This window comes from Sabulicella glaciei (genome assembly GCF_026183895.1).
GTDB lineage: Bacteria > Pseudomonadota > Alphaproteobacteria > Acetobacterales > Acetobacteraceae > Roseococcus > Roseococcus glaciei.
The window spans coordinates 189,326-212,043 of the sequence record NZ_JAPFQI010000003.1; the positions used below are offsets into that span (position 1 = coordinate 189,326).

The window sequence follows — 22,718 nt, forward strand, 5'->3', positions numbered from 1 at the left end:
GCCCGGCTCGGCGGGCGCGACCGACTATGGCCCGTCTGCGGTTCCCCTGGAACCCGGTCCCGGCCAGGGGAGAAACTGCATGGATTCCCTCGACAAGCGCCTGAGCGAGACCGTCGCGGCGCGGCTGTGCCACGACCTCGTCTCGCCGCTCTCCACCCTCACGGCGCTGATGCCGCAATCCGCCGACGCGGCGGCGCAGGCGCTGCTGTGCGAAACGGCGGAGGTGATGCGCCGCCGCCTGCATCTGTTCTGCCTCCTGTTCGGCGCGATGGAGGAAACCTCCTGGCAGGAGTTGCCGGCGCTGCTGCGCGGCTCCCCGGCCGCGCATCGCGTCCGCTTCGGCTTCGGCGGCATCCCGGTGGCGCTGAATGCGCGCACCGCGCGGCTGCTCGCCGGCGCCGCGCTGCTGGGCGCCGAGGCCCTGCCCCGCGGCGGCGAGGTTTCGGTGACGGCAACAGAAGCGGACGGATTCACCCTGCTTCCCGCCGGGCGTGGCGCTGCCTGGCCGGAGGCCGCGCTGCGCCTCGCCGCGGGCGGCGATGTGGGCGCAGCGCTGGAGGAAGGGCCGCGCCGCATCCTGTCGCCCTGGGTGTTCCTCCTGGCCCGTGCCGCGGGACGCCCGCTGAACTTCGCGCTGCCCGGCGGCTCGGGGATCCCGGCCCTGGTGGTCTCCGCGCCGGGCTGAGCTTCACCATTTCTTCAACCGGCCGCCGGCATGGTGGAGCGGAGGCGCTCGCCGCCCCCGCGAAAGAAAGGCCCCCATGGACGACCTGCTGGTGGATTTCCTCACCGAAACCCGCGAGGGGCTGCAAAGCCTGGACGGCGCGCTGCTCCAGTTGGAGCGGAGCCCCGGGGACCGCCAGACGCTGAGCGAGGTGTTCCGCATCGTCCACACGGTCAAGGGCACCTGCGGCTTCCTCGGCCTGTCGCGGCTGGAGCGGGTGGCCCATGCGGCGGAGAACGTGCTGGGTCTGTGGCGCGACGGCACTCTGGCGGTGTCCAGCGCCGGCATCACCGCCATCCTTTCGGCGGTGGACCGCATCCGCACCATCGTCGAGGGGCTGGAAGCGACGGGCAGCGAGCCGGAAGGCGACGATTCTGCCCTCCAGGCCGCGCTGGAAGCGACCGCCGCCGGGGAGGCGCTGCAGCCAACGCCGCGCCTGCCCCCGAAGCACCAATCGCCGAGGCAGCGCTCGCGGAAGGAACCGGCGCCCCCGGCGCGCCGCAATCCATCCGCGTCGCGGTGGACGTGCTGGAAGACCTGATGGTGCTGGTGAGCGAGCTGGTGCTGACGCGCAACCAGCTGCTCCAGCTGGCCCGCGCCGAGGAGAATTCGTCCTTCACCGTTCCCCTGCAGCGCCTGTCCCAGATCACCTCCGACCTGCAGGACGGGGTGATGAAGACGCGCATGCAGCCCATCGGCAATGCCTGGAGCAAGCTGCCCCGCCTGGCGCGCGACCTGTCCAACGAGCTGGGCAAACGGATCGAGCTGGACATGCGCGGGGCCGAGACGGAGCTGGACCGCCAGGTGCTGGAACTCATCAAGGACCCGCTGACCCACATGGTCCGCAACAGCGCCGATCACGGCCTGGAATCGCCGGAGCAGCGCCGCGCCGCCGGCAAGGGCGAGACGGGACGCATCCTGCTCAATGCCTATCACGAGGGCGGGCACATCGTGCTGGAGATCGGCGATGACGGGCGCGGCCTGAACACGGAACGCATTCGCCAGAAGGTGATCGCCCAGGGCCTGGCCACCGAGGCGGAGCTGGCGGCGATGGGCGAGCGGGACATCCACCGCTTCATCTTCCGCGCCGGCTTCTCCACCGCCGCCGAGGTCACTTCCGTCTCCGGACGCGGCGTCGGCATGGACGTGGTGAAGACCAACATCGAGCGCATCGGCGGGCTGGTGGACCTCCGCTCGCGGGAGGGAAAGGGAACCACCTTCACCATCAAGATTCCGCTCACCCTCGCCATCGCCGCCGCGCTGATCGTCGAATCGGGCGGCGAGCGCTTCGCCATCCCGCAGGCGGGCGTTCTGGAGCTGGTGCGCGTCGGCGACGGCACGGGTCCGCGCGTGGAGCGCATCAAGGACGCCGCCATCCTGCGCCTGAGCGACCGGTTGCTGCCGCTGGTGTCGCTGAAGCGCCTGCTGCGGCTGGAGGAGGGCGCACCGGATGACGGCGCAACGGGCTTCGTCGTCGTGACGCAGGTCGGCCCGCAGCTTTTCGGCATCGTGGTGGACCGCGTCTTCGACACGGAGGAGATCGTGGTGAAGCCCGTGGCGCCCATCCTGCGGCACATCACCATGTTCTCCGGCAACACCATCCTGGGCGACGGTTCCGTCATCATGATCCTGGACCCCGGCGGCATCGCCCGTGCCAGCGGGCTGGGTGCCGAAGGGGCGGTAGAGGCGGCGGCCGCCGGGGCGGCCCCCGGCGCCGGCGCGCGCACCGGCGCGCGCACCGCGATGCTGCTGTTCCGCGCCGGGCCGGGCGCGCCGCGCGCCGTGCCGCTCGGCCTCGTCGCACGCCTGGAGGACCTGCCGGTGGAGCGAATCGAGCAGGCGGGCGACGGTCTCGTCACCCAGTATCGCGGGCGGCTCATGCCGCTGCTTTCCGTGCCGGGCATCGCGCCGCGCGAGGCGGGCCAGCGCCAGCCCGTGCTGGTCTTCGGCGACGAGGAGCGCGCCATGGGCCTTATGGTGGACGAGATCCTGGACGTGATGGAGGAACCCCTCGCCATCGACCCGGCCGGCGAGCGCCCGGGCTTCCTCGGCAGCGTCGTGCTGGCGGGCAGGGTCACCGACATCCTCGACACCGGTTTCTGGCTGCGTCAGGCCCAGCCCGACTGGTTCGATCGGCCCGACCGCGAACGGCGGCCGCGCGTCCTCCTGGTGGAGGACAGCGCCTTCTTCCGCTCCCTGGCCGTGCCAGCCGTGACCGCCGCGGGGTTCGAGGTGCTGACCGTTGCCGACGGGCGCGAGGCGCTGCGGCTGCGCGACGCTGGGGAACGCTTCGACATCATCGTCTCCGACATCAACATGCCGGGGCTGGACGGACATGGTCTGGCTCGCGCGGTGCGCGAGGGCGGGGCCTGGGCCGCACTGCCGATGATCGCCCTGTCCGGGCAATCGACGCGTGAGGATGTGGAGCGCGGGCGCGAGGCCGGGTTCAGCGACTACGTGGCGAAATTCGACAAGGACGCGCTGATCCAAAGCCTGCGGCAGTGCCTCCAGATCGACGTCGCGGCCTGAGCGGAGGAGAAAGCCATGCACGAAGCCGGAACCACCTCTCCTGCCCTGGCGGATGAGGCGGCCCAGATGGTGCTGACCCTGACGGTGCACGGCCAGCTCTGCGGCGTGCCCGTCCTGTCCGTCCGGGATGTGCTGGGGCTGCAATCCATCACCCGCATTCCCCTGGCCCCGCCCGAGGTGGCGGGCAGCCTGAACCTGCGCGGCCGCATCGTCACCGCCATCGACCTGCGCCCGCGTCTCGGCCTGCCGCCGCGCGACGCGGCCACCCCGGCGATGAGCGTGGTGGTTGACGTCGGCGGCGAGCTTTACTCCCTCCTCGCCGATGGGGTGGGCGAGGTGCTGTCCCTCGATGCGGCGGAGCGCGCGCCCAACCCGCCGACGCTGGAGGAAGCCTGGCGGCAGGTCTCGCTGGGCGTGCACCGGCTGGGCGACGACCTGCTGGTGCTGCTGGACGTGGAGCGCCTGCTGGCGATCGCCGCATGAGCGGCACCGTGCTGGTGGTGGATGACAGCGCCGTGGTCCGCAAGCTGGCGCGGCGCATGCTGGAGCGGCACGGCTTCGCGGTGCGCGAAGCGGAGCACGGCGAGGCGGCGCTGCAAGCCTGCCGCGATTTCCTGCCCGATCTCGTCCTGCTGGACCGCAACATGCCGGTGCTCGACGGAATCGGCTTCCTTCGCGCCCTGCGCGCCGCGCACGGCCCCGGCCGCCCGGCCGTGGTGATGTGCACGACGGAAGCGGCGCAGTAGCGCATCCTGGAAGGGCTGGAAGCGGGCGCGGACGAGTACGTCATGAAGCCCTTCGACGAGGTGATGCTGCTGGAGAAGCTGGCCCAGCTCGGGTTCGCTCCCGCATGACGCCCCTGCGCGTGATGCTGTGCGACGACAGCGTGGCGGTGCGCGGCGCCCTGTCCCGCGTGCTGGAGGCGGACCCGGCCATCCGCGTCGTCGCCCGCGTCGGCAATGGGCAGGAGGCGCTGCGCGCACTGGAATCCGCCCCCGAGGCGGAGCGTGCCCAGATCGTGCTGCTCGACCTCGAGATGCCGGTGATGGACGGCATGACGGCGCTGCCGATGATCCTGCGGCGCGAGCCCCGTCCCGTCGTGATCGTCGCCTCCGCCCTCACCCAAACCGGCGCGGCGGCGACCATGGCGGCGCTGCGGGCGGGTGCCTCGGACTACGTGCCGAAGCCCACGGCCTCGCGCGGGGGCGTGGCCGATCCCGCCTTCCGCGAGGAGCTGCTGGCCAAGGTGAAGGGCTGGGCGAGGGTGGGCCATGCCGCCGCGCGACCGGCTGCCGCCGCACGGCCCCTGCCCCGTCCCGCGGCGGACGCGGCGCCGCGCGTACTGTGCATTGGATCCTCCACGGGCGGGCCGCAGGCGCTGGCGGCGCTGGTTCGGCGCCTTCCGCGCGCCCTGCCCGTCCCGCTGGTGATGGTGCAGCACATGCCGCCCGGCTTCACCGCCATGCTGGCGCAGCATCTCGACACGCTCGGCGGCCCCCAGGTCGCGGAGGCCCGCGGGGGCGAGGTGCTGCGCCCCGGCACGGCGCTGCTGGCGCCCGGCGACCGCCATCTGCTGATCCGCGCCGATGGCGAGCGCCTCGTGACGGAACTCTCCGACGCCGCACCCGAGAATTTCTGCCGGCCCGCGGTGGACCCGACCCTGCGTTCGCTGATCGCTGCCTGCGGCGGGCGCGTGCACGCTGTCATCCTGACCGGCATGGGCCAGGACGGGCTGGGCGGATGCCGCGACGTCGTCGCCGCGGGCGGAACGGTCTGGGCGCAGGACGAGGCGTCGAGCGTCGTCTGGGGCATGCCGGGTGCGGTGTGCCGGGCCGGCCTGGCCGCCGAGCGCGGCACGCCCGAGGCGCTGGGCGACGCGCTGGCCGCACGACTGGGAGGCAACCGGTGACGCCGGCGACCTTCACCGTCCTCACCGGCATCGTGAAGCAGCGCTCCGGCGGGGTGATCAACCCGGATCAGGGCTACATGCTGGAAACGCGCCTCGCGCCGTTGCTGAAGCGGGAGGGGCTGCCGAGCCTGGACGCGCTGGCCGCGCGCCTCGCGGCGCCGCGCAGCGACACGCTGGCGCAGGAGATGACGGAACTCCTGACCACCAACGAAAGCAGCTTCTTCCGCGATGGCCGTCCCTTCGAGCATCTGCGCGGCTTCCTGCCTGCGCTGCATCGCGCCCGCCCCCCCGGCATGCCGCTGCGTATCTGGTCCGCCGCCTGCTCCACGGGGCAGGACGCCTATTCCATTTCCATCCTCGCGAGCGAGTTGGGCGAGGCCGACCCCGGCTTCGCCACGCGCCGGGTCGAGATCCTGGGCACCGACATCTGCGGCGCGGTGCTGGAGCGGGCGCGGGCCGGGCTCTTCACCCAGTTCGAGGTGCAGCGCGGCCTGCCGATCCGCACGCTGCTGAAGCGCTTCACCCAGGAGGAGACGCGCTGGCGCATCCGGCCCGAGATCGCCGCGCGCTGCCGGTTCGAGCGGCTCAACCTTCTCGGCGATCTGCGCGCCCTGGGCCGGTTCGACGTGATCTTCTGCCGCAACGTGCTGATCTACTTCGACGTGCCCACCAAGGCGCGCGTCCTCGATGCGCTGGCGGACCGGCTGCAGCCGGATGGCGCCCTGTATCTCGGCGCGGCGGAAACCGCGCTCGGCATGGGGGCTCGGCTCGCGCCCCTGCCGGGGGAGCGCGGCGTCTATGGGTTGGGAATGGAGGCCGAGCGGTTGCGGGCCTGAACCCCGCCGCGCAGGATGCGCGCCATGCCGCGCGAGATTCGCCTGAACGCCTTCGACATGGCCACGGTCGGCCACATCCAGCAGGGGCTCTGGGCCCATCCGCGCGACCGCTCGGCCGAATACCACCGGCTCGATCACTGGACCGGCCTCGCGCACCTGCTGGAGCGCGGGCTGTTCGACGGGCTCTTCCTGGCCGACGTGCTGGGCATCTACGACGTTCTGGGCGGCAGCGCCGATGCGGCAATCCGCCATGGCGTGCAGGTGCCGCTCCTCGACCCGGCGCTGCTGGTGCCGGCCATGGCCGCGGCGACGCGCCACCTGGGCTTCGGCATCACTGCCAACCTGTCCTACGAGGCGCCCTATCTCTTCGCGCGGCGGATGAGCACGCTCGACCACCTGACCGGGGGACGCATCGGCTGGAACATCGTCACCGGCTACCTGGACAGCGCTGCCCGCGCCATGGGGCTGGACCGCCAGATGGCGCATGACGACCGCTACGACATGGCCGACGAGTACATGGAGGTGGTGTATCGCCTTTGGGAGGAGTCCTGGGATGGCGACGCGGTGCGGGAAGACCGCGCATCGGGCGTGTATGCCGATCCCGCGAGGGTGCGGCGGATCCGGCATGAGGGGCGGCAATACCGGCTGGATGCGCATCACCTTTGCGCGCCCTCGCCGCAGCGCACGCCGGTGCTCTACCAGGCCGGCGCCAGTGCGCGCGGGCAGGTTTTCGCCGCCACCCATGCGGAATGCGTGTTCCTGAATGGCGGCCCGCCCGCCGAGGTGGCGAAGCAGGTCGCGGCGCTTCGGGCGCTGACGGAGCGGCCCATCCGCGTCTTCGTGGGCGCGACGCTGGTGCTGGGCGCGGCGGAGGCCCAGGCGCGGGACAAGCTGGAGGAGTATCGGCGCCACGCCAGCGCCGAGGGCGCGCTGGCCCATGCTGCCGCCTCGCTCGGAATCGACTTCGACCGGTACGGGCTGGACGAGCCGATCGCGTCCGGCTCCGGCAATGCCATCCAGAGCAACGTCGCGGCGATGACGCGCGCCGGGGGTGGCGTGCTGACCAAGCGCGCGCTGCTGGACCGCTTCATCCTGGGCAGCCGGCAGGTGCCCTGGGTCGGCACGCCCGCCACCCTGGCGGAGCGGCTGATCGCCTATGCCGAGGAAACGGGCTGCGACGGGTTCAACCTGTCTCGCACCGTCATCCCCGAATGCCTGGAGGAGGTGGTGGAGCTGCTGGTCCCCGAACTCCAGGCGCGCGGCGCCTACAAGACCGGCTACGCCCCCGGCACCTACCGGGAGAAGCTGTTCGGCGGCGGCCCCTTGCTGGCGCCGCCGCACCCTGCCGCGCTGCGTCGCGCGGTCTGAGCTTCAGTCGTAGATCTGCGCCAGCGTCTCGGCGACGAGGCAGGGGCGCTCATTCCCCTCGAGCTCCATCTCGTTGTGCAGCGTGACGCGCACGCCGCCCTGGATGGGCTCCACGCCCTTCAGGCTGATGTGCAGCCGCACGCGGGATCCGGCTGGCACCATGGCGGTGAAGCGCACCTTGTTGGTGCCGTAGTTGATGGCGCGCGAGCGCTTCACCACGCGGTACACCGAGGGGGCGAGGCGCGGCAGCAGCGACAGCGTCAGGAAGCCATGCGCGATGGTCTTGCCGCCCGGCATCTCCTTCTTCGCGCGCTCCACGTCCACATGGATCCACTGGTGGTCGCCCGTCGCCTCCGCGAAGAGGTCGATGGTCTTCTGGTCCACCGTGAACCATTCGCTGGTGCCCAGCTTCTGGCCGACATGGCTGGCGAGATCGGACGTGGTCGGGATGTCGAGCATGGCGTTCCTCCGGGCGGCGAGTGTCGCCCGGAGGAGGAACCGCGGCAAGTCAGGGCCCGTAGATCGTGCCCTGGCTGCCGACGAAGTCATTGAAGTACTGCCGATCGATGCGGACGAGGCACGGCCCGCCCGCCTGCTGGTCGTGGCGGAACACGTAGATCAGGACGCTGTTCTCCTGGAGGGCGATGCGGCAGAAGCCCTGCTCGGGCGTCGGATCGTTGCCCGGGCAGCGTTCGATGTCGAGGTGCGGAACCCGCTCCTCGAAGCCGGCATAGTCGATCCAGCACCGCGCCTGTGGCGCCTGCGCGGCCGCTGCCAGCGGCGCGAGGGCGAGCAGGAATGCAAGAACGCGCTTCATCATCGTGCCTCCGTGTGTGCCGGGGTGAGGCCCAGCACCTTGTCGATCGTCATGGGCAACTCGCGCACCCGCCGCCCCGTCGCGTGCCACACCGCGTTGGCGACCGCCGCCGCCGTTCCGACGATGCCGATCTCGCCCAGCCCCTTCACGCCGAGCGGGCTGGTGAGCATATCCTTCTCCTCCGCGAAGATCACGTCGATCTCGTGAATGTCGGCATGGGCCGGGATGTGATACTCGGCGATGTTGTGGTTCATCCACCGGCCGAGATTGTGGTCGGCCATCGCCTCCTCGTGCAGCGCCATGCCGATGCCCCAGACCACGCCGCCCACCACCTGGGATCGCGCCGTCTTGGGGTTGAGAATGCGGCCCGCAGCCACGGCGCTCACCGCCCGCGTTACCCGCACCTGGCCAAGCTCCTCATCCACCCGCGCCTCGACGAAGACCGCCGAATGGGTGTGGGAGGAATAGCGGAGCTGGGTCAGCTGGTCCGGCCCTGCCTGTCCATCCGCGACGATGCGCGGCCGCCCGCCGGCGGCGAAGGCGGCCTGGAGCGAAACGGCGCGCATCGGGTCGCGCATCAGCACGATCCGCTCGCGGTCGAACATCACCTCCTCCAGCTTCGCATCCACGAGGGGCGAACCGCGCTGCGTCTGCGCCGCGAGCAGGAGTTCCGCCTTCAGCCGCGCGCAGGCATCGTGCACGGCGGAACCGGCGGAGGCGGCGGTCCAGGATCCGCCCGACACCGGCGCCTGCGGCAGGGCGGAGTCGCCCAGCAGCACCGTCACCTTGTTCATGGAAAGCCCCAGCGCCTCTGCGGCGATCTGCGCCAGGATGGTGTAGGTGCCGGTGCCGAGATCGGCGGTGGCGACGCCCACGGTGCAATGCCCCTCCGCGTCCAGCATCACGCGGGCGGCGTGCTTCTGCATCTGCGCTTCCCAGGCGCCGAAGGCGAGGCCCCAGCCGATCAGTTCCCGCCCCTGCCGCATGGAGCGCGGGGCGAACGGCCGATGGCGCCAGCCGAAACGCTCCGCGCCCAGCTGACAGGCGGCCCGCAGCTCCTTCGAAGTGTGATACTTGTTCATCACCTCGTCGGTCTGGGTGTCGTTGTGCAGGCGCAGCGCCAGCGGGTCCACGCCCAGCTTCTCCGCCAGCTCGTCCATCGCGCTTTCGGCCGCGAAGGCGCCGAGCGGCGCGCCGGGGGCACGCATGTCGGTCGGCGTCTCGATGTCGAGCTGGACCAGCTCGTACTCAAGCTGCACGTCGGGCGCGGAGTAAAGGAGGTTGGTCCAGTTCACCACCGCCTCCTGATGGTCCTCGTAGCGCGAGGTGGAGCCGATGGCCTTGTGCCGGATGGCGGTGAGCGTGCCGTCCGGCTTTGCGCCCAGCGCAACCTCGTTCCACGTCTCGGGCCGGTGGGCGATGGTGAATTGCTGGTCGCGCGTCAGCACCAGCTTCACCGAGCGCTCCAGCGCCATGGCCGCCATGACCGCCAGGAAGAGCTGGTAGTGCGGCCTGAGGCCGGATCCGAAGGCACCGCCGATGAAGGGGGAGACGACGCGCACCTTGTCCTCGGACAGGCCGAAGACGCTGCACACGTACTGCTTGCTGGCGTACACGCCCTGGATCTTGTCGTGGATCAGCAGCTTGCCGTCCGCCTCGCGGATGACCGTGGTGGCGTGCATCTCCATCGGGTTGTGATGCTCGGCGGCGATGAGGTAGCGCGCCACATGCTTCACCGGCGCGCTTTCCAGCGCCGAGGCCGCGCTGCCCTTGGGGCGCGGCGGCGGGTTGATGCCGCTGCGGCGCTTCTTCGGCACGTAGGAGTTGGGAAGCTGCTTCAGCAGGTCCGTCTCGTGCGGCTTCGCCTCGTATTCCACCTCGACGAGGTTGGCGGCGTAGCGCGCCGTCTCGTAGCTCTCGGCCACCACCAGCGCCACCGGCTCCCCGCTATAGGAGATGCTGGAGTCGTAGAGGGGGCGCAGCGGCTTGCCGGGTGGTCCGACATCGTCCTTGTAGGAGGAGGAGAACCAGGCAGTGCGCGGCCGGTTCTCGTGGGTGAATACCTCCACCACGCCCGGCACGGCCAGGGCGCGCGTGGTGTCGATGCGGCGGATCCGGCCGATGGCGATGGCGCTGTTCAGCACGTGGGCGTGCAGCACCTCGGCGCCCGTCTCGAAATCCGCGACGTAGCGCGCCGTGCCCGTGACCTTGGCGCGGCCATCCACGCGGTCCTGCGGGGTGCCGATCAGGGGATGGTGCATCATCTCAGGCGATCCGCTTCGCGACATGGGATTGTGGGGTGGCGGCGGCGGCCTGGTGCAGCGCGCGCGCGATGGCGAGGCGGGCGAGGCCGATCTTGAAGTCGTTGTGGCCGTAGCCTCTTGCCCCTTGCAGCAGCCGGTCCGCCACGGCGCCGAAGCGCGCCTCCTCCGGTCCCCGGCCTTCCAGCAACGCCTCCGCCTCCGGCACGCGCCAGGGCTTGTGGGCGACGCCGCCGAGGGCGACGCGCAGCCGGGACACGCGTCCCTCCTGCATCTCCATCGTCACGGCGACGGACACCAGGGCGAAGGCGTAGGACAGCCGGTCGCGCAGCTTCAGGTAGGTGTGGTGGCGGCCATAAAGGCGGGCCGGGATCTCGATCGCCGTCACCACCTCGCGCGCGTCCAGGGTGGTGTCGCGCTCGGGCGCGTCGCCGGGCAGGCGGTGAAAATCCTCCGTGCGGATGCGGCGCTCGCCGGAGGGGCCGCGCACGACGACCACCGCCTCCAGCGCCGCCAGCGCCACGCACATGTCGGAGGGGTGGGTGGCGATGCAGTGCTCGGAGGTGCCGAGAATGGCGTGGATGCGGTTCACGCCCTCCTTGGCCGGGCATCCTGTCCCAGGCTCCCGCTTGTTGCAGGGCGTCAGCCGGTCATAGAAGTAGTAGCAGCGCGTGCGCTGGAGCAGGTTGCCGCCCATCGTCGCCATGTTGCGAAGCTGCGGCGTAGCGCCGGCCAGGATGGCGTCGGCGAGGAGCGGGTGATGCTCCCGCACCAGGGGATGCGCCGCCGCGTCGGCATTGGAAACCAGCGCGCCGATGCGGAGCGTTCCCTCCCTGTCCCGCTCCACCTCGCGCAGCCCTTCGAGACGGTTCAGGTCGAGCAAGCTCGCGGGTCGCTCCACGTCGTACTTCATCAGGTCGATCAGGTTGGTGCCGCCGCCCAGGAAGCGCGAAGCCTCCGTCTTGCCGGCGATCGCCTCCTCCAGCGCGCGCGGGCGCTCGTAATGGAAAGGCCTCATGCCCGGCCCTCCTTGCGCGCGACCTCGAGGATGGCGGCGAGGATGTTGGGATAGGCGCCGCAGCGGCAGAGATTGCCGCTCATCCACTCGCGGATCTCGTCCTCCGTGCGCGTGTGACCCTCCTGCAGCAACGCGACGCCGGAGCAAAGCTGGCCGGGGGTGCAGTAGCCGCACTGGAAGGCATCGTGCTTGATGAAGGCTTCCTGCAACGGATGCAGCGCGCCATCCGGGCTGGCCAAGCCTTCCACCGTCCGCACCTCGCTGCCGTCGCTTCTGGCGGCGAGGACGAGGCAGGAATTCACCCGCTTCCCGTCCAGGATGACGGTGCAGGCGCCGCACTGGCCGTGGTCGCAGCCCTTCTTGCTGCCGGTGAGGCCCAGCCCCTCGCGCAGCAGGTCGAGCAGCGTGGTCCAGGCCGGCACGCGCAGCGCATGGGAGGCTCCGTTCACGGTGAGGGTCAGCGCGACCGTCTCTGGGCCGCGCGGGGAAAGATCGTCGGGCATGGGGGTGGCTCCGCTGTCGCGGGCGCAACGTCCCCAATGCCGCGGGCGTTGCCCGGCGGACATTGAGGGAATGCAGCATGGCGCAGCGCTGGCCGGAAGTCCTTTGGGTGGTGCGCCACGGCGAGAGCCTGGGAAACGTCGCCCGCGACGTCGCCCACGAAGCCGGGCACACCCATATCGAGACCGGGGGTCGCGACGTGGACGTCCCCCTTTCCCCTCTCGGGGAGCGGCAGGCGAGCGCGCTGGGGCGCTGGTTTGGCCAGTTGCCCGCTGCCGAAAGGCCCGACGCGATCCTGTGCTCGCCCTATCGCCGCGCCCTGCGGACGGCGCAACTCGTCGCGGAGGCGGGGTGCCTGCCCCTGCGGCCCTGCCTGGACGAGAGGCTGCGTGAGAAGGAGTTCGGGGTCCTCGACCGGCTGACCCGGTACGGAATCACGGAACTGCATCCGGACCAGGCGGAGTTCCGCCGCATCCTGGGCAAGTTCTACCACCGTCCGCCGGGCGGCGAGAGCTGGTGCGACGTGATACTGCGGCTGCGCTCCGCCCTCGACACGATCGTGCTGCACCATGCCGGGCAACGCGTGCTGGTGGTGGCGCACCAGGTCGTGGTGCTGTGCATGCGCTACCTGCTGGAGGAGATGGACGAGGCCGCGATCCTTGCCGTGGATGCGGAGGGTGACGTGCCGAATTGCGGGGTGACGGAGTATCGCCTCGATCCCACGCGCGGCCGCGACGGTTCGCTGCGCCTCGTCCACGCCAACTGGGTGGCGCCGCTGGAGGAGGAAGGCGCGCCGGTGACGGCGGAGCCCGATCAGGTCACGGGCGCGCGATGAGCGTCACGGAGATCTCGCCCGAATGGCTGCGGGCCAACCCGCTGCCGCCCTTGCCCGACGCGGCCAGCAAGGATGAGCGCGGCCGCGTTCTGGTGGTGGGCGGCGCCGCCGAGGTACCGGGGGCCGTGCTGCTGGCCGCGACCAGCGCGCTGCGGGCCGGGGCGGGAAAGATGCAGGTGGCGACCGTCGCCTCCGCCGCGCCCGGCCTCGCCCTGGCCATGCCCGAGGCGCGGGTGATCGCGCTGAAGGAAACCGCGGAAGGCGGGATCGCCCCCGCCGCCGCACCGCGCCTGTCGGAGGCCGCGGCGCGCGCCGACGCCATTGCCTTCGGCCCCGGCATGCTGGACGCGGAGGAGGCGGGGGCGCTGGCCCGCGCCCTGCTGACGAAGCTGCGCGGGGAGCCGGGCATCCTGCTGGACGCCGCCGCGGTGTGCGGGCTGGAGCCGGATTCCGCCGGGCGCCATGCTGGGCGCCTCGTCCTGACGCCCCATGCCGGGGAGATGGCGCAGCTTCTCGACCGCCCGCGCGAGGAACTGGAGGCAGAGCCGCTGGAGGCCGCGCGCGAGGCGGCGCGGCGCTTCCGCGCAGTGGTGGTGATGAAGGGGGGCGTGTCCTTCGTGGCGACGCCACAGGGCCTCGCCTTCTCCTGCGCGCGGGGGAATGTGGGGCTTGCCACTTCCGGATCCGGCGACACGCTGGCCGGGGCGATCACGGGGCTGATGGCGCGCGGCGCGCCGCCCTTGCTGGCCACGCTCTGGGGCGTGTTCATCCATGCCGTCGCGGGGGAAAGGCTGGCCCGGCGTATCGGGCCGGTCGGCTACCTCGCGCGGGAACTCCCGGGCGAGTTCCCGGGAATCCTCGCGGAGATGGACGGGGGCTGAAACCCCCGCCCGGTCAGTGGTACTTGCGGATCAGCCCGACGAGGCGGCCCTGCACACGCACCCGGCCCGGCCCGAAGATGCGCGTCTCATAGGCCTGGTTCGCCGGCTCGAGCGCAACGGAGTTGCCGCGCTGGCGCAGACGCTTCAGCGTCACCTCGTGCTCGTCGATCAGGGCGACCACAATGGCGCCGCTTTCCGCCGTTTCCCCCTGGCGGATCACCACGATGTCCCCGTCGAGGATGCCCGCCTCGACCATGGAATCGCCCGAGACCTCCAGAGCGTAGTGCTCGCCGCCCGCGATCAGGTCCGCCGGGACCTCCACCGTCTCCGCCGGGTTGCGCAGCGCCTCGATCGGCGTACCGGCGGCGATGCGTCCCATCAGCGGAAGGTGCCCGACATTGGGCCGCATGGCGACGGCGGCGCGCTGGGCGCGCACCGCGTCCAACTGCGTGACCTCGGCCTTGGGCGGGCGGGCCAACTCCTCCGGCAGACGCACCACTTCCAGGGCGCGCGCGCGGTGGGCACGCCGGCGCAGGAAGCCCCGCTCCTCAAGCGCCGTGATCAGGCGGTGGATGCCGGACTTGCTCTTGAGGTCGAGCGCGGCACGCATCTCCTCGAAGGACGGGCAGAAGCCGGTCGCCGTGAAGTGCTTATGGATGAAGATCAGAAGTTCGTGCTGCTTACGCGTGAGCATGGGCGGGGGTTCCCCATCGAATCGCCTTCTGTTCTAGATAGGTTCCCCGGAACGCGTCAACAACTTGTTGGCGCTCTGTTCTATTTTCCCCCTGGATCTGGTTCAGAAAGGCTCTGCCTTGTCCTGCCGCAGCAGGCGCGCAAAGGCGGCCTGGCCCCGGTCATGGCCGGTCACGGCGTCGGCCAGCGCGTCCAGCCAGCCGGCGAACCACGCCTTGCCCCAGTCCCCCGTATGCGCCATCGGATTGTCTAGCACGGAGGCTCCCTCCGTGAAGGCGGTGCGGCCGGCGGCATAGGCGTCGTCAGTGACGAAGCGGTCCTCGGGGTCCACGTCCTCGGGCACATCGTTCTCCTTCGCCGCGCCGGCCCCTCCTTACAGGCCATGCCGCCCTTCCCGCAAACGCAAGCGACCCTGTCGGCGTTCCCGCCGGGTCAAGGAGGCGCTTCCGATGCGGATGGATAACGAGCGGGAAAGCCGTCACGTGGAGGATCGCCGCGGCGGCCGCGGCGGATTCTCCATGGGGCGCGGCGGCATCGCGGGCGGCGGCATCGGGGTCGTGGTGGTCACGCTGCTGGCGATGTTCATGGGCGTGGACCCGGGGGTCCTGCTGAACCAGCTGGATGGCGCCGCCCCGCCTTCCCGCCAGGCCCCCGCCGAGCGTCCGCCCGCCGAGGACGCCCATGCCCGCTTCGTCTCCCGCGTCCTGGCGAGCACGGAAGACGTCTGGACGGCGGAGTTCCGCCGCTCCGGCCGCGAATACGAGGCGCCGCGCCTCGTCCTGTTCTCCGGCGCGGTGCAGTCGGGCTGCGGCGGCGCCCAGTCGGCGATGGGGCCGTTCTACTGCCCGCTGGACAAGCGCGTGTACATCGACCTGTCGTTCTTCCGCGACATGGAGCGGCGCATGGGCGCAGGGGGCGACTTTGCCCAGGCCTATGTCATCGCGCATGAGGTGGGGCACCACGTCCAGAACGTCCTCGGCCTCCTCCCCCGCTCCCAGGAGGCGCAGCGCCGGGCCGGCGGTCGCGCCGAGGCCAATTCCATCTCCGTGCGGGTGGAGCTCATGGCCGATTGCCTGGCCGGGTTCTGGGCCCGGCGGGCCGACGAGATGCGCGGCATCCTGGAGGCGGGCGACATCGAGGAAGGAATGAACGCCGCTGCCGCCGTGGGCGACGACCGACTGCAGCAGGGACGCGGGGCCGTGGTGCCGGAAAGCTTCACCCATGGGACAAGCCAGCAGCGCGTTTCCTGGTTCCGGCGCGGCCTCCAGGCCGAGAACGCGGCGGCCTGCGACACCTTCGCCCAGCGGTGATTCCCCGACTGTTCCGGGCGTGAAAACCGCGCCCGGTCGGACTATCTATGTTCCATGAACATGCTCGCCCCCGTCCTGTTCCAGCCGGTCCGCCGCCCACCCCCCGCCAACGGACCCCGGCTGGAGGTGGTGAGTCCCTTCGAGCCCAATGGCGACCAGCCGCGCGCCATCGGCGACCTCATCTCCGGCCTCCGTCAGGGAGAGCGGGATCAGGTGCTGCTCGGCGTGACCGGCTCCGGCAAGACCTACACCATGGCGAAGGTAATCGAGGCGGTGCAGCGCCCGACCCTGGTGCTGGCGCCCAACAAGACGCTGGCGGCGCAGCTCTACGGGGAGATGAAGTCCTTCTTCCCCAACAACGCGGTCGAGTACTTCGTCTCCTACTACGACTATTACCAGCCGGAGGCCTACGTCCCGCGCACGGACACCTACATCGAGAAGGACTCGATGATCAACGAGCAGATCGACCGGATGCGCCACAGCGCCACCCAGGCGCTGCTGGAGCGGCGGGACGTGGTGATCGTCGCCTCCGTTTCCTGCATCTACGGCATCGGCTCGGTCGAGACCTACTCCAACATGGTGGTGAAGCTGGAGCGCGGCGGCTCCCTGCCGCGCGACGCGCTGGTGAAGGGCCTCGTCGAGCAGCAGTACCGCCGCAACGACGCTGCCTTCCAGCGCGGCAACTTCCGCATCCGCGGCGAGAGCGTGGATATCTGGCCCGCCCACCTGGAAGACCGCGCTTGGCGCGTCACCCTGTTCGGCGACGAGATCGAGGATCTGCGCGAGTTCGACCCGCTGACCGGCGAGATCACGGGCGACTTTGACCGGCTTTCCGTCTACGCCAACAGCCACTACGTCACGCCGCGCCCGACGCTGACCCAGGCGATCGGCCGCATCAAGGTGGAGCTGAAGGAGCGGCTCGCGGAGCTGGAGCGGGAAGGCAAGTTGCTCGAGGCCCAGCGGCTGGAGCAGCGTACCACCTTCGACATCGAGATGCTGGAGACCACCGGCTCCTGCAAGAGCATCGAGAACTACTCGCGCTACCTGTCCGGCCGGAACCCGGGCGAGCCGCCGCCGACCCTGTTCGAGTACCTGCCCGAGGGCTCGCTGCTGGTGGTGGATGAAAGCCACGTCACCGTGCCGCAGATCGGCGGCATGTATCGCGGCGACTTCGCGCGCAAATCCATCCTGTCGGAGTACGGGTTCCGCCTGCCCTCCTGCCTCGACAACCGCCCCCTCAAGTTCGAGGAATGGGAAGCGTTCCGTCCGCAGACCGTCTTCGTTTCCGCGACGCCGGGCTCCTGGGAAATGGAGCGCACGGGCGGCGTCTTCGCCGAGCAGGTGATCCGCCCCACCGGCCTCGTGGACCCGGTGTGCGAGATCCGCCCCGTCGAGGGGCAGGTGGACGACCTCTTGGCCGAGTGCAAGGCGCAGACGGCCAAGGGCGGTCGCGTCCTCATCACCACGCTCACCAAGAAGATGGCCGAGCAGCTGACCGAATACATGACGGAGATGGGGGTGAAGATCCGCTACCTCCATTCGGACGTGGACACGCTCGAGCGCATCGAGATCATCCGCGACCTCCGGCGCGGCGTCTTCGACGCGCTGGTCGGCATCAACCTGCTGCGCGAGGGGCTGGACATCCCCGAATGCTCGCTCGTGGCGATCCTGGATGCGGACAAGGAGGGCTTCCTCCGCTCCCGCACCTCCCTGATCCAGACCATCGGCCGCGCCGCGCGCAATGCCGAGGGTCACGTGGTGCTCTACGCCGACCGGATGACCGACAGCCTGAAATTCGCGCTGGAGGAGACGGAGCGGCGGCGCAACAAGCAGATCGCCTGGAACACGGAGCACGGCATCACGCCTCAGACGATCCGTCGCGAGATCGCGGACGTGCTGAAGGATGTGTCCCAGGGCGACTACGTCACCGTGGAAGCGGTGGAAGGCGACGCCACGGCGCAGTTCGTCGGCAAGGACCTCCGCGCCGCCATCGCCGAGATGGAGAAGAAGATGCGCGCCGCCGCGGCCGACCTGGAGTTCGAGGCGGCCGCCCGCTACCGCGACGAGATCAAGCGGCTGGAGGCGATGGAGCTTGGGCTCGACGGCGCCCTAGCGCCCAACCTCGCGGGGCGCTCGCTCCAGGCCGAGACGCCGCGCGCCACGGCGAAGAAGGACTGGAAGCCCAAGCCGCTCGGCCCCGGGGGCGGCGGCTACGATCCGAAGCAGAAGGCGAGCCGCGGTCGCCGCGGAGGCGCCACTCAGCACTGACGGCGGGGGCGAGCTTTCCGCTGTGGCCGGCGCGGCAACACCGCGCCGGTCCTGACTTCTGCGTCATGTTTTGGAAACCCCTTCTTCATCGACTCGTTCGCCCTGGGAAGCGAGAAGAGGAAGATCAGATGCCGCAGAAGCACCCGAACACGATCCGCTGGGGTGGACCAGGGGCGAGCCACGAGGACGCGTCCAAGCCCATGCCCGAGCCCGATCCGGCGCACCCGGACGGCGCCGTCAGCACCAATCCGAGCGTCAGCCAGCGCTCGGGCGGCGGCGGCGAGCGCGACGAGAAGCATTCGCACGTCGACCCGGTGCGCTCCTCCAAGTCCCACGCGACGGACGGCGCCAGCCCGGACCCGCTGGACCGGGCCTACCGCGACAACCGCTCGCGCCGCGACCGCGCCGCCGACGCGCGCGCTTCGGAGGACGAAGGCGATGCCGAGGAGGCGGAGGACGACGCGAACGAGGACGAGACCGACGAGGGGGTGGACCTGCCGGTCCTGCTGAACACGGACTCCTCGGTCGCCGGAACGGAGCGCCTGTCGGCCTTGGTGGAGCGCATCGTCCGCGCTCGCCTGCGCCACCTGGCGCCGCAGCTGACCCGGGTCGAGGCGCATGTCAACGACGGCAGCCGCACCCGCAGCGGCCCCGCCGACATTCGCTGCGCGTTGGAGGCGCGGCCCACCAGCGCGAAGCCGGTGGCGGCCGACCACTCGGCCGCCACGGTCGAGGAGGCGGTGCGCGGCGCGGCGGGCAAGCTGGCGCGGCTGCTGCGGACGCAGCTGGGCCGCCGTCACGAGGTGAAGGGCAGCCCGTCCATCCGCACCATGGACTGACGCGTCAGCGCGTGCGCCGGCTGAGCGACACGGCGTAGGGCGCGGCGCGGGCATGGAGGGTCGGGTCGTCGCTGAACGCGACGCCCGGCTCCATGTCCAGGTTCATGAAGCTGATCCCGTCGCAGGGCCCTCCTGCCCCGGCCTCCACGGCCGTCACCGTCAGGCGGCCGACCGTGGCGCGCGGACGGTCGTCGGGCCAGGCCACCGTCGGGTCGGTCGCGTCGTCGCCGGGCTGGGCGAACTGCAGCACCATGTCGAACTCGACCGGCCCCTGCGCGACGCGGCGGCGGATTTCCTCGGCCAGGAAGTCGGTGCCGCGCGCGCGCATCTCCTCCTCCGAAAGGCGCTGCGTGCCGGCCACCGGCTCGAACACCCAGCGCACGAGCCGCTCCTGTCCCTCCGCGCCCTTGAAGCGGAAGGCGTCGACGCCCCAGTAGGGCGTGGTGGCCCAGGAAGCCGGCGGGGTGACTGCGGCAAGCCAGCGTCCCTGGCGCGTGGATTCCGGATTGCTCTCGACGAAGCGGCGCACCGCCTCCGCGTCGGGTTGTCCGTTCGGTCCGGGTCGGCGCGCCAGCAGCCCGGCCACCAGCATCTCCGGAGTGCGGGCGCCGAAGATGGGGGCGGAGATGTTGGCCATGTCCCATTGGTCGCCTTGCGACGTCTCGAACCGGATGGCGAGGCTGCGGGTCGAGCGCGCGACGTCCGACGCGCGCGGGCTCGCGCCCGCGACGCCGAAGCGGATGATCGCCTCCACGCGCTGCCCGTCGAAGACGGGCGCGACGGAGTGGCGCGCGCCGTCCGGCGTGGCGACGAAGTGCCCGCTGGCGCAGATCCCCTTGGGATGGCTGGGCCGATAGGTCGTGATGGGACCCAGCACGGCCTCGAACGCATCCACGATCGCCTCGGGCGCCGGCGGCTCCGCGACGGCCGGCCCGGCGAGGAGCAAGGCAGCAAAACCCAGGGCGAGCGCGCGTGCGGACATGGTCCTTGATTCCTCCCACCGGATTGACCCGTTCGGAGTCCGAGGCTGACAGGGAATGCGTTTCCGCGCGAGTCGAAACTCTTCCGGAACGGGTTCGCGCGGGTGGGGTGAGAAGAGCCTTGACCGCTATCCTCCCTTGCCGATGCCCTCCCGGACGACCGCGGATGACAGGCGCCCGTGTTGCCTTTCCGTTCTTGCCAGCCTGTGCCCCTCGCCCCATATCAGGCGCATGCACGACGCCGCCCTGGACCTCCGCCGGAAGCTTGAGATCCTGGCCGATGCGGCGAAATACGATGCCTCCTGCGCCTCCTCCTCCGCGCCCAAGCGCGACAGCCTGAAAGACGGCATTGGCTCCTCCGAGGGGATGGGGATCTGCCACGCCTACACGCCCGACGGGCGCTGCGTGTCGCTGCTCAAGATCCTGCTCACCAATGCCTGCATCTTCGACTGCGCCTACTGTATCAACCGCGCCTCCTCCAACGTGCCGCGCGCCCGTTTCACGGCGAAGGAGGTCGTTGACCTCACCCTCGGCTTCTACCGGCGCAACATGATCGAGGGGCTGTTCCTGTCCTCGGGCATCATCCGCTCCCCGGACTACACGATGGAGCAGCTGGTGCGCGTGGCCCGCACGTTGCGGGAGGAGCACGGGTTCCGCGGCTACATCCATCTCAAGACCATTCCCGACGCCGCGCCGGAATTGCTGGCCGAGGCGGGGCGCCACGCGGATCGCCTGTCCATCAACATCGAGCTGCCGCAGGAAGCCTCGCTCAAGGCGCTGGCGCCGGAGAAGGACTTCGCCGGCATCCGCCGCTCCATGGCGCGCATGCGCGTCCGCATCGAGGAGGCGAAAGAGGAGGCACGCGCGCCGCGTTTCGCCCCGGCCGGCCAGTCCACGCAGATGATGGTGGGGGCGGACGGGGCGGATGACCGCGCCATCCTGGGCACGGCCTCGACGCTCTATGGCAGCTACGGGCTGCGGCGCGTCTACTACAGCGCCTATTCGCCCATCCCCGACGCGTCGCGCGCCCTGCCCCCGGCCCCACCGCCCCTGCTGCGCGAGCATCGCCTGTACCAGTCCGACTGGCTGCTGCGCTTCTACGGCTTTGCGCTGGACGAGATCGTGCCCGCCGGCCCCGACGCGATGCTGGCGCTGGACGCTGACCCCAAGTTGGCCTGGGCGCTGCGGAACCGGCATTTCTTTCCGGTGGACGTGAACAAGGCCCCGCGCGAGGCGCTGCTGCGCGTGCCGGGGCTGGGCGTGAAGAGCGTAGACCGCCTTCTCGCCTCCCGCCGCCACGGCGCGATCCGCTGGGACGACTTGGCGCGGCTGCGTCTGCCGATGCGGAAGCTGCGCCCCTTCCTGCTCACCGCCGATTCCACACCGGGCGCGCTGCTGGACAAGGCCGCGCTGCGCAGCCTGCTGGTTCCGAAGACGCAGTCCGCTCCGCGGCAAATGGCTCTGCTGTGATCGCCGCCAGCCCCGCCCACCCCACATGGCTGGAAGCGTGGCGCGACGCCGCACGGCCGCTGCTCGCCGCTGGGGTGCCGCCCGATGCGGTGAGCTGGGACGGATCGCTCTTTGCCGGCACGGAGGCGATGCCGCCGGCCGCAGCGATGCTACCGCCGCGCGTCCCGCCCAAGTTCCTGGAGCTGGCCGAGATCGTGCTGCGCCATCGCGACGCGGAGCGCCACGACCTGCTCTACCGCGCCCTGTGGCGCATTGCGGAAGGCGAGCGCGAGTTGCTGGAGCGCGCGACCGACCCGCTCGTGATGCGCCTGTCCCTGATGGCCAAGGCGGTGCGGCGCGACGCGCACAAGATGCACGCCTTTCTGCGCTTCCGCCCGCACCCGGAGGAGGAGCGGCACCTTGCCTGGTTCGAGCCGGAGCACCGCATCTTGGAGGCGGAGGCCCCGTTCTTCGTGCGCCGCTTCGCGGGGATGCGCTGGTCCATCCTGACCCCCGACGGCTCCGTCCACTGGGACCGCGAGGAACTGCGCTTCGGCCCGCCAGGGCGGCGCGAGGACGTGCCGCCCGAGGGCGAGGGCGAGATCCTTTGGCGCACCTATTACGGCAGCACCTTCAACCCGGCCCGGCTCAAGCCCGCCGCCATGCGGGCCGAGATGCCGCTGCGCTACTGGCGCAACATGCCCGAGACGCGCGAGATCCCGCGCCTCATGGCGGAGGCCCCCGCCCGCGTCGCCGCCATGGTCGAGCGCGGCGGGTCCGAGCCGGCGGCTCGGCGGCAGCGCCTCATCCACTGGGCGCCTTCAAGCGTTTCGGAGGCGATGGAACTCTTCGATGCCGCCGCGGGCGACCGCGAGGCCGCGCTGGCCGCGCTGAAGGCCGAGCTGCAGGCCGACCGGGGATCGCCGCTTGCCGTCCACGCCACCCAGGCCGTGTTCGGCGAGGGTCCGCTCGACCCGCCTCTCCTTTTCGTCGGCGAGCAGCCGGGTGACGAGGAGGACCTGAAGGGCCGCCCCTTCGTGGGGCCGGCCGGACGCCTCTTCGACGGCGCGCTGGAGAAGGCGGGCATCACGCGCGGCGAATGCTACCTCACCAATGCGGTGAAGCATTTCAAGTTCACCCCCACCGGGAAGCGGCGCATCCACCAAAGCCCCGATGCAGGCGACATCGCGCATTACCGCCCCTTCCTGCGCCGCGAGATCGAAATCGTCGCGCCGCGCCTCGTCGTCACGCTGGGCGCCACCGCGCTGCGCGCCATGATGGGGCGCGCCATCCCGGTCACCAAGGCGCGGGGCGAGATGATGCGGACTCCCGAGGGGTTGCCGGTGTTTCCGACCGTCCACCCCTCCTACCTGCTGCGCCTGCCCGACCCGGACAGCCGCGAGCGCGAGTACGGCCGCTTCGTCGAGGATTTGAAGCGTGCGCACCGCGAGGTGATGTAGGCCTTGCCAGGCGGGAGCCGGCCTTAAGTGGATTTCCTGG

The 22,718-nt window shown here is 71.0% G+C and carries 23 protein-coding genes; 15 read left to right on the forward strand and 8 right to left on the reverse strand.

Annotation, left to right across the window (positions count from 1 at the left end; genetic code table 11):
* The first annotated feature begins 79 nt into the window (after positions 1 to 79).
* From OF850_RS07690 to OF850_RS07720, 8 genes are all read left to right on the forward strand, one after another.
* Positions 80 to 685: a histidine phosphotransferase family protein gene (locus OF850_RS07690; protein ID WP_301589402.1), complete on the forward strand. Its 606-nt coding sequence runs from the start codon at positions 80 to 82 to the stop codon at positions 683 to 685.
* Between the two features lie 76 nt (positions 686 to 761).
* On the forward strand, positions 762 to 1,265 hold the full coding sequence (locus OF850_RS23890; protein ID WP_456313864.1) for an Hpt domain-containing protein: 504 nt from the start codon (positions 762 to 764) through the stop codon (positions 1,263 to 1,265).
* Positions 1,244 to 3,253 (forward strand): hybrid sensor histidine kinase/response regulator, encoded by a 2,010-nt coding sequence (locus OF850_RS07695; protein ID WP_456313866.1) that lies wholly within the window; start codon positions 1,244 to 1,246, stop codon positions 3,251 to 3,253. The genes OF850_RS23890 and OF850_RS07695 overlap by 22 nt, the downstream gene beginning before the upstream one ends.
* Before the next feature lie 15 nt (positions 3,254 to 3,268).
* Positions 3,269 to 3,736: a chemotaxis protein CheW gene (locus OF850_RS07700; protein ID WP_301589403.1), complete on the forward strand. Its 468-nt coding sequence runs from the start codon at positions 3,269 to 3,271 to the stop codon at positions 3,734 to 3,736.
* Positions 3,733 to 3,999: a response regulator gene (locus OF850_RS07705; protein ID WP_456313868.1), complete on the forward strand. Its 267-nt coding sequence runs from the start codon at positions 3,733 to 3,735 to the stop codon at positions 3,997 to 3,999. Before OF850_RS07700 ends, OF850_RS07705 begins: the two co-directional genes overlap by 4 nt.
* Before the next feature lie 104 nt (positions 4,000 to 4,103).
* A complete protein-coding gene (gene cheB / locus OF850_RS07710) occupies positions 4,104 to 5,162 on the forward strand; it encodes a chemotaxis-specific protein-glutamate methyltransferase CheB (RefSeq protein ID WP_301589404.1) in 1,059 nt (352 codons plus the stop codon).
* Entirely contained in the window at positions 5,159 to 5,998 is an 840-nt protein-coding gene (locus OF850_RS07715; RefSeq protein WP_301589405.1) for a CheR family methyltransferase, read from the forward strand. Before cheB ends, OF850_RS07715 begins: the two co-directional genes overlap by 4 nt.
* Before the next feature lie 24 nt (positions 5,999 to 6,022).
* The gene (locus OF850_RS07720; protein WP_301589406.1) at positions 6,023 to 7,366 is read left to right on the forward strand and encodes an LLM class flavin-dependent oxidoreductase; all 1,344 of its coding nucleotides are present in this window, start codon (positions 6,023 to 6,025) and stop codon (positions 7,364 to 7,366) included.
* A gap of 3 nt (positions 7,367 to 7,369) precedes the next feature.
* Here the strand turns inward: OF850_RS07720 and OF850_RS07725 are convergent, their stop codons facing one another.
* The 5 genes from OF850_RS07725 to OF850_RS07745 are packed head-to-tail and all read right to left on the reverse strand — an operon-like array spanning position 7,370 to position 11,965.
* The gene (locus OF850_RS07725) at positions 7,370 to 7,825 is read right to left on the reverse strand and encodes a MaoC family dehydratase (RefSeq protein WP_301589407.1); all 456 of its coding nucleotides are present in this window, start codon (positions 7,823 to 7,825) and stop codon (positions 7,370 to 7,372) included.
* Positions 7,826 to 7,874: 49 nt separating this feature from the next.
* Positions 7,875 to 8,186: a hypothetical protein gene (locus tag OF850_RS07730; protein ID WP_301589408.1), complete on the reverse strand. Its 312-nt coding sequence runs from the start codon at positions 8,184 to 8,186 to the stop codon at positions 7,875 to 7,877.
* Complete coding sequence (locus OF850_RS07735; RefSeq protein ID WP_301589409.1) at positions 8,183 to 10,447, reverse strand: xanthine dehydrogenase family protein molybdopterin-binding subunit; 2,265 nt, start codon at positions 10,445 to 10,447, stop codon at positions 8,183 to 8,185. Before OF850_RS07735 ends, OF850_RS07730 begins: the two co-directional genes overlap by 4 nt.
* 1 nt (position 10,448) lies before the next feature.
* A complete protein-coding gene (locus tag OF850_RS07740) occupies positions 10,449 to 11,462 on the reverse strand; it encodes an FAD binding domain-containing protein (RefSeq protein ID WP_301589410.1) in 1,014 nt (337 codons plus the stop codon).
* Positions 11,459 to 11,965, reverse strand: coding sequence for a (2Fe-2S)-binding protein (locus tag OF850_RS07745; RefSeq protein ID WP_301589411.1), 507 nt, complete (start codon positions 11,963 to 11,965; stop codon positions 11,459 to 11,461). Before OF850_RS07745 ends, OF850_RS07740 begins: the two co-directional genes overlap by 4 nt.
* Positions 11,966 to 12,042: 77 nt before the next feature.
* On the opposite strand from OF850_RS07745, the gene OF850_RS07750 reads away from it, so the two are divergent.
* Both OF850_RS07750 and OF850_RS07755 read left to right on the forward strand, forming a co-directional pair.
* Positions 12,043 to 12,798: a histidine phosphatase family protein gene (locus OF850_RS07750; protein ID WP_301589412.1), complete on the forward strand. Its 756-nt coding sequence runs from the start codon at positions 12,043 to 12,045 to the stop codon at positions 12,796 to 12,798.
* A complete protein-coding gene (locus tag OF850_RS07755; protein ID WP_301589413.1) occupies positions 12,795 to 13,679 on the forward strand; it encodes an NAD(P)H-hydrate dehydratase in 885 nt (294 codons plus the stop codon). The genes OF850_RS07750 and OF850_RS07755 overlap by 4 nt, the downstream gene beginning before the upstream one ends.
* A 13-nt stretch (positions 13,680 to 13,692) precedes the next feature.
* On the opposite strand, the gene lexA is transcribed toward OF850_RS07755, so the two are convergent.
* The gene (lexA, locus tag OF850_RS07760; protein WP_301589414.1) at positions 13,693 to 14,373 is read right to left on the reverse strand and encodes a transcriptional repressor LexA; all 681 of its coding nucleotides are present in this window, start codon (positions 14,371 to 14,373) and stop codon (positions 13,693 to 13,695) included.
* A 102-nt stretch (positions 14,374 to 14,475) separates the two neighbouring features.
* Positions 14,476 to 14,715 carry a hypothetical protein gene (locus OF850_RS07765; protein WP_301589415.1) on the reverse strand — a complete coding sequence of 80 codons (240 nt, stop codon included), beginning with the start codon at positions 14,713 to 14,715 and terminating at the stop codon, positions 14,476 to 14,478.
* 106 nt (positions 14,716 to 14,821) lie between these two features.
* Here OF850_RS07765 and ypfJ point away from each other — a divergent pair, with 106 nt between their 5' ends.
* The 3 genes from ypfJ to OF850_RS07780 all read left to right on the forward strand — a co-directional run bounded on the left by ypfJ (position 14,822) and on the right by OF850_RS07780 (position 18,789).
* Positions 14,822 to 15,682 (forward strand): KPN_02809 family neutral zinc metallopeptidase, encoded by an 861-nt coding sequence (gene ypfJ / locus OF850_RS07770; RefSeq protein WP_301589416.1) that lies wholly within the window; start codon positions 14,822 to 14,824, stop codon positions 15,680 to 15,682.
* Positions 15,683 to 15,742: 60 nt separating this feature from the next.
* Positions 15,743 to 17,950: an excinuclease ABC subunit UvrB gene (uvrB, locus tag OF850_RS07775; RefSeq protein WP_301589443.1), complete on the forward strand. Its 2,208-nt coding sequence runs from the start codon at positions 15,743 to 15,745 to the stop codon at positions 17,948 to 17,950.
* A gap of 128 nt (positions 17,951 to 18,078) precedes the next feature.
* Entirely contained in the window at positions 18,079 to 18,789 is a 711-nt protein-coding gene (locus OF850_RS07780; RefSeq protein ID WP_301589417.1) for a hypothetical protein, read from the forward strand.
* Positions 18,790 to 18,793: 4 nt separating this feature from the next.
* On the opposite strand, the gene OF850_RS07785 is transcribed toward OF850_RS07780, so the two are convergent.
* The gene (locus tag OF850_RS07785; RefSeq protein ID WP_301589418.1) at positions 18,794 to 19,771 is read right to left on the reverse strand and encodes a catalase family peroxidase; all 978 of its coding nucleotides are present in this window, start codon (positions 19,769 to 19,771) and stop codon (positions 18,794 to 18,796) included.
* A gap of 229 nt (positions 19,772 to 20,000) precedes the next feature.
* Here OF850_RS07785 and OF850_RS07790 point away from each other — a divergent pair, with 229 nt between their 5' ends.
* Positions 20,001 to 21,239 (forward strand): putative DNA modification/repair radical SAM protein, encoded by a 1,239-nt coding sequence (locus tag OF850_RS07790; protein ID WP_301589419.1) that lies wholly within the window; start codon positions 20,001 to 20,003, stop codon positions 21,237 to 21,239.
* Positions 21,236 to 22,678: a UdgX family uracil-DNA binding protein gene (locus OF850_RS07795; RefSeq protein ID WP_301589420.1), complete on the forward strand. Its 1,443-nt coding sequence runs from the start codon at positions 21,236 to 21,238 to the stop codon at positions 22,676 to 22,678. Before OF850_RS07790 ends, OF850_RS07795 begins: the two co-directional genes overlap by 4 nt.
* The last annotated feature ends 40 nt before the right edge of the window (positions 22,679 to 22,718 follow it).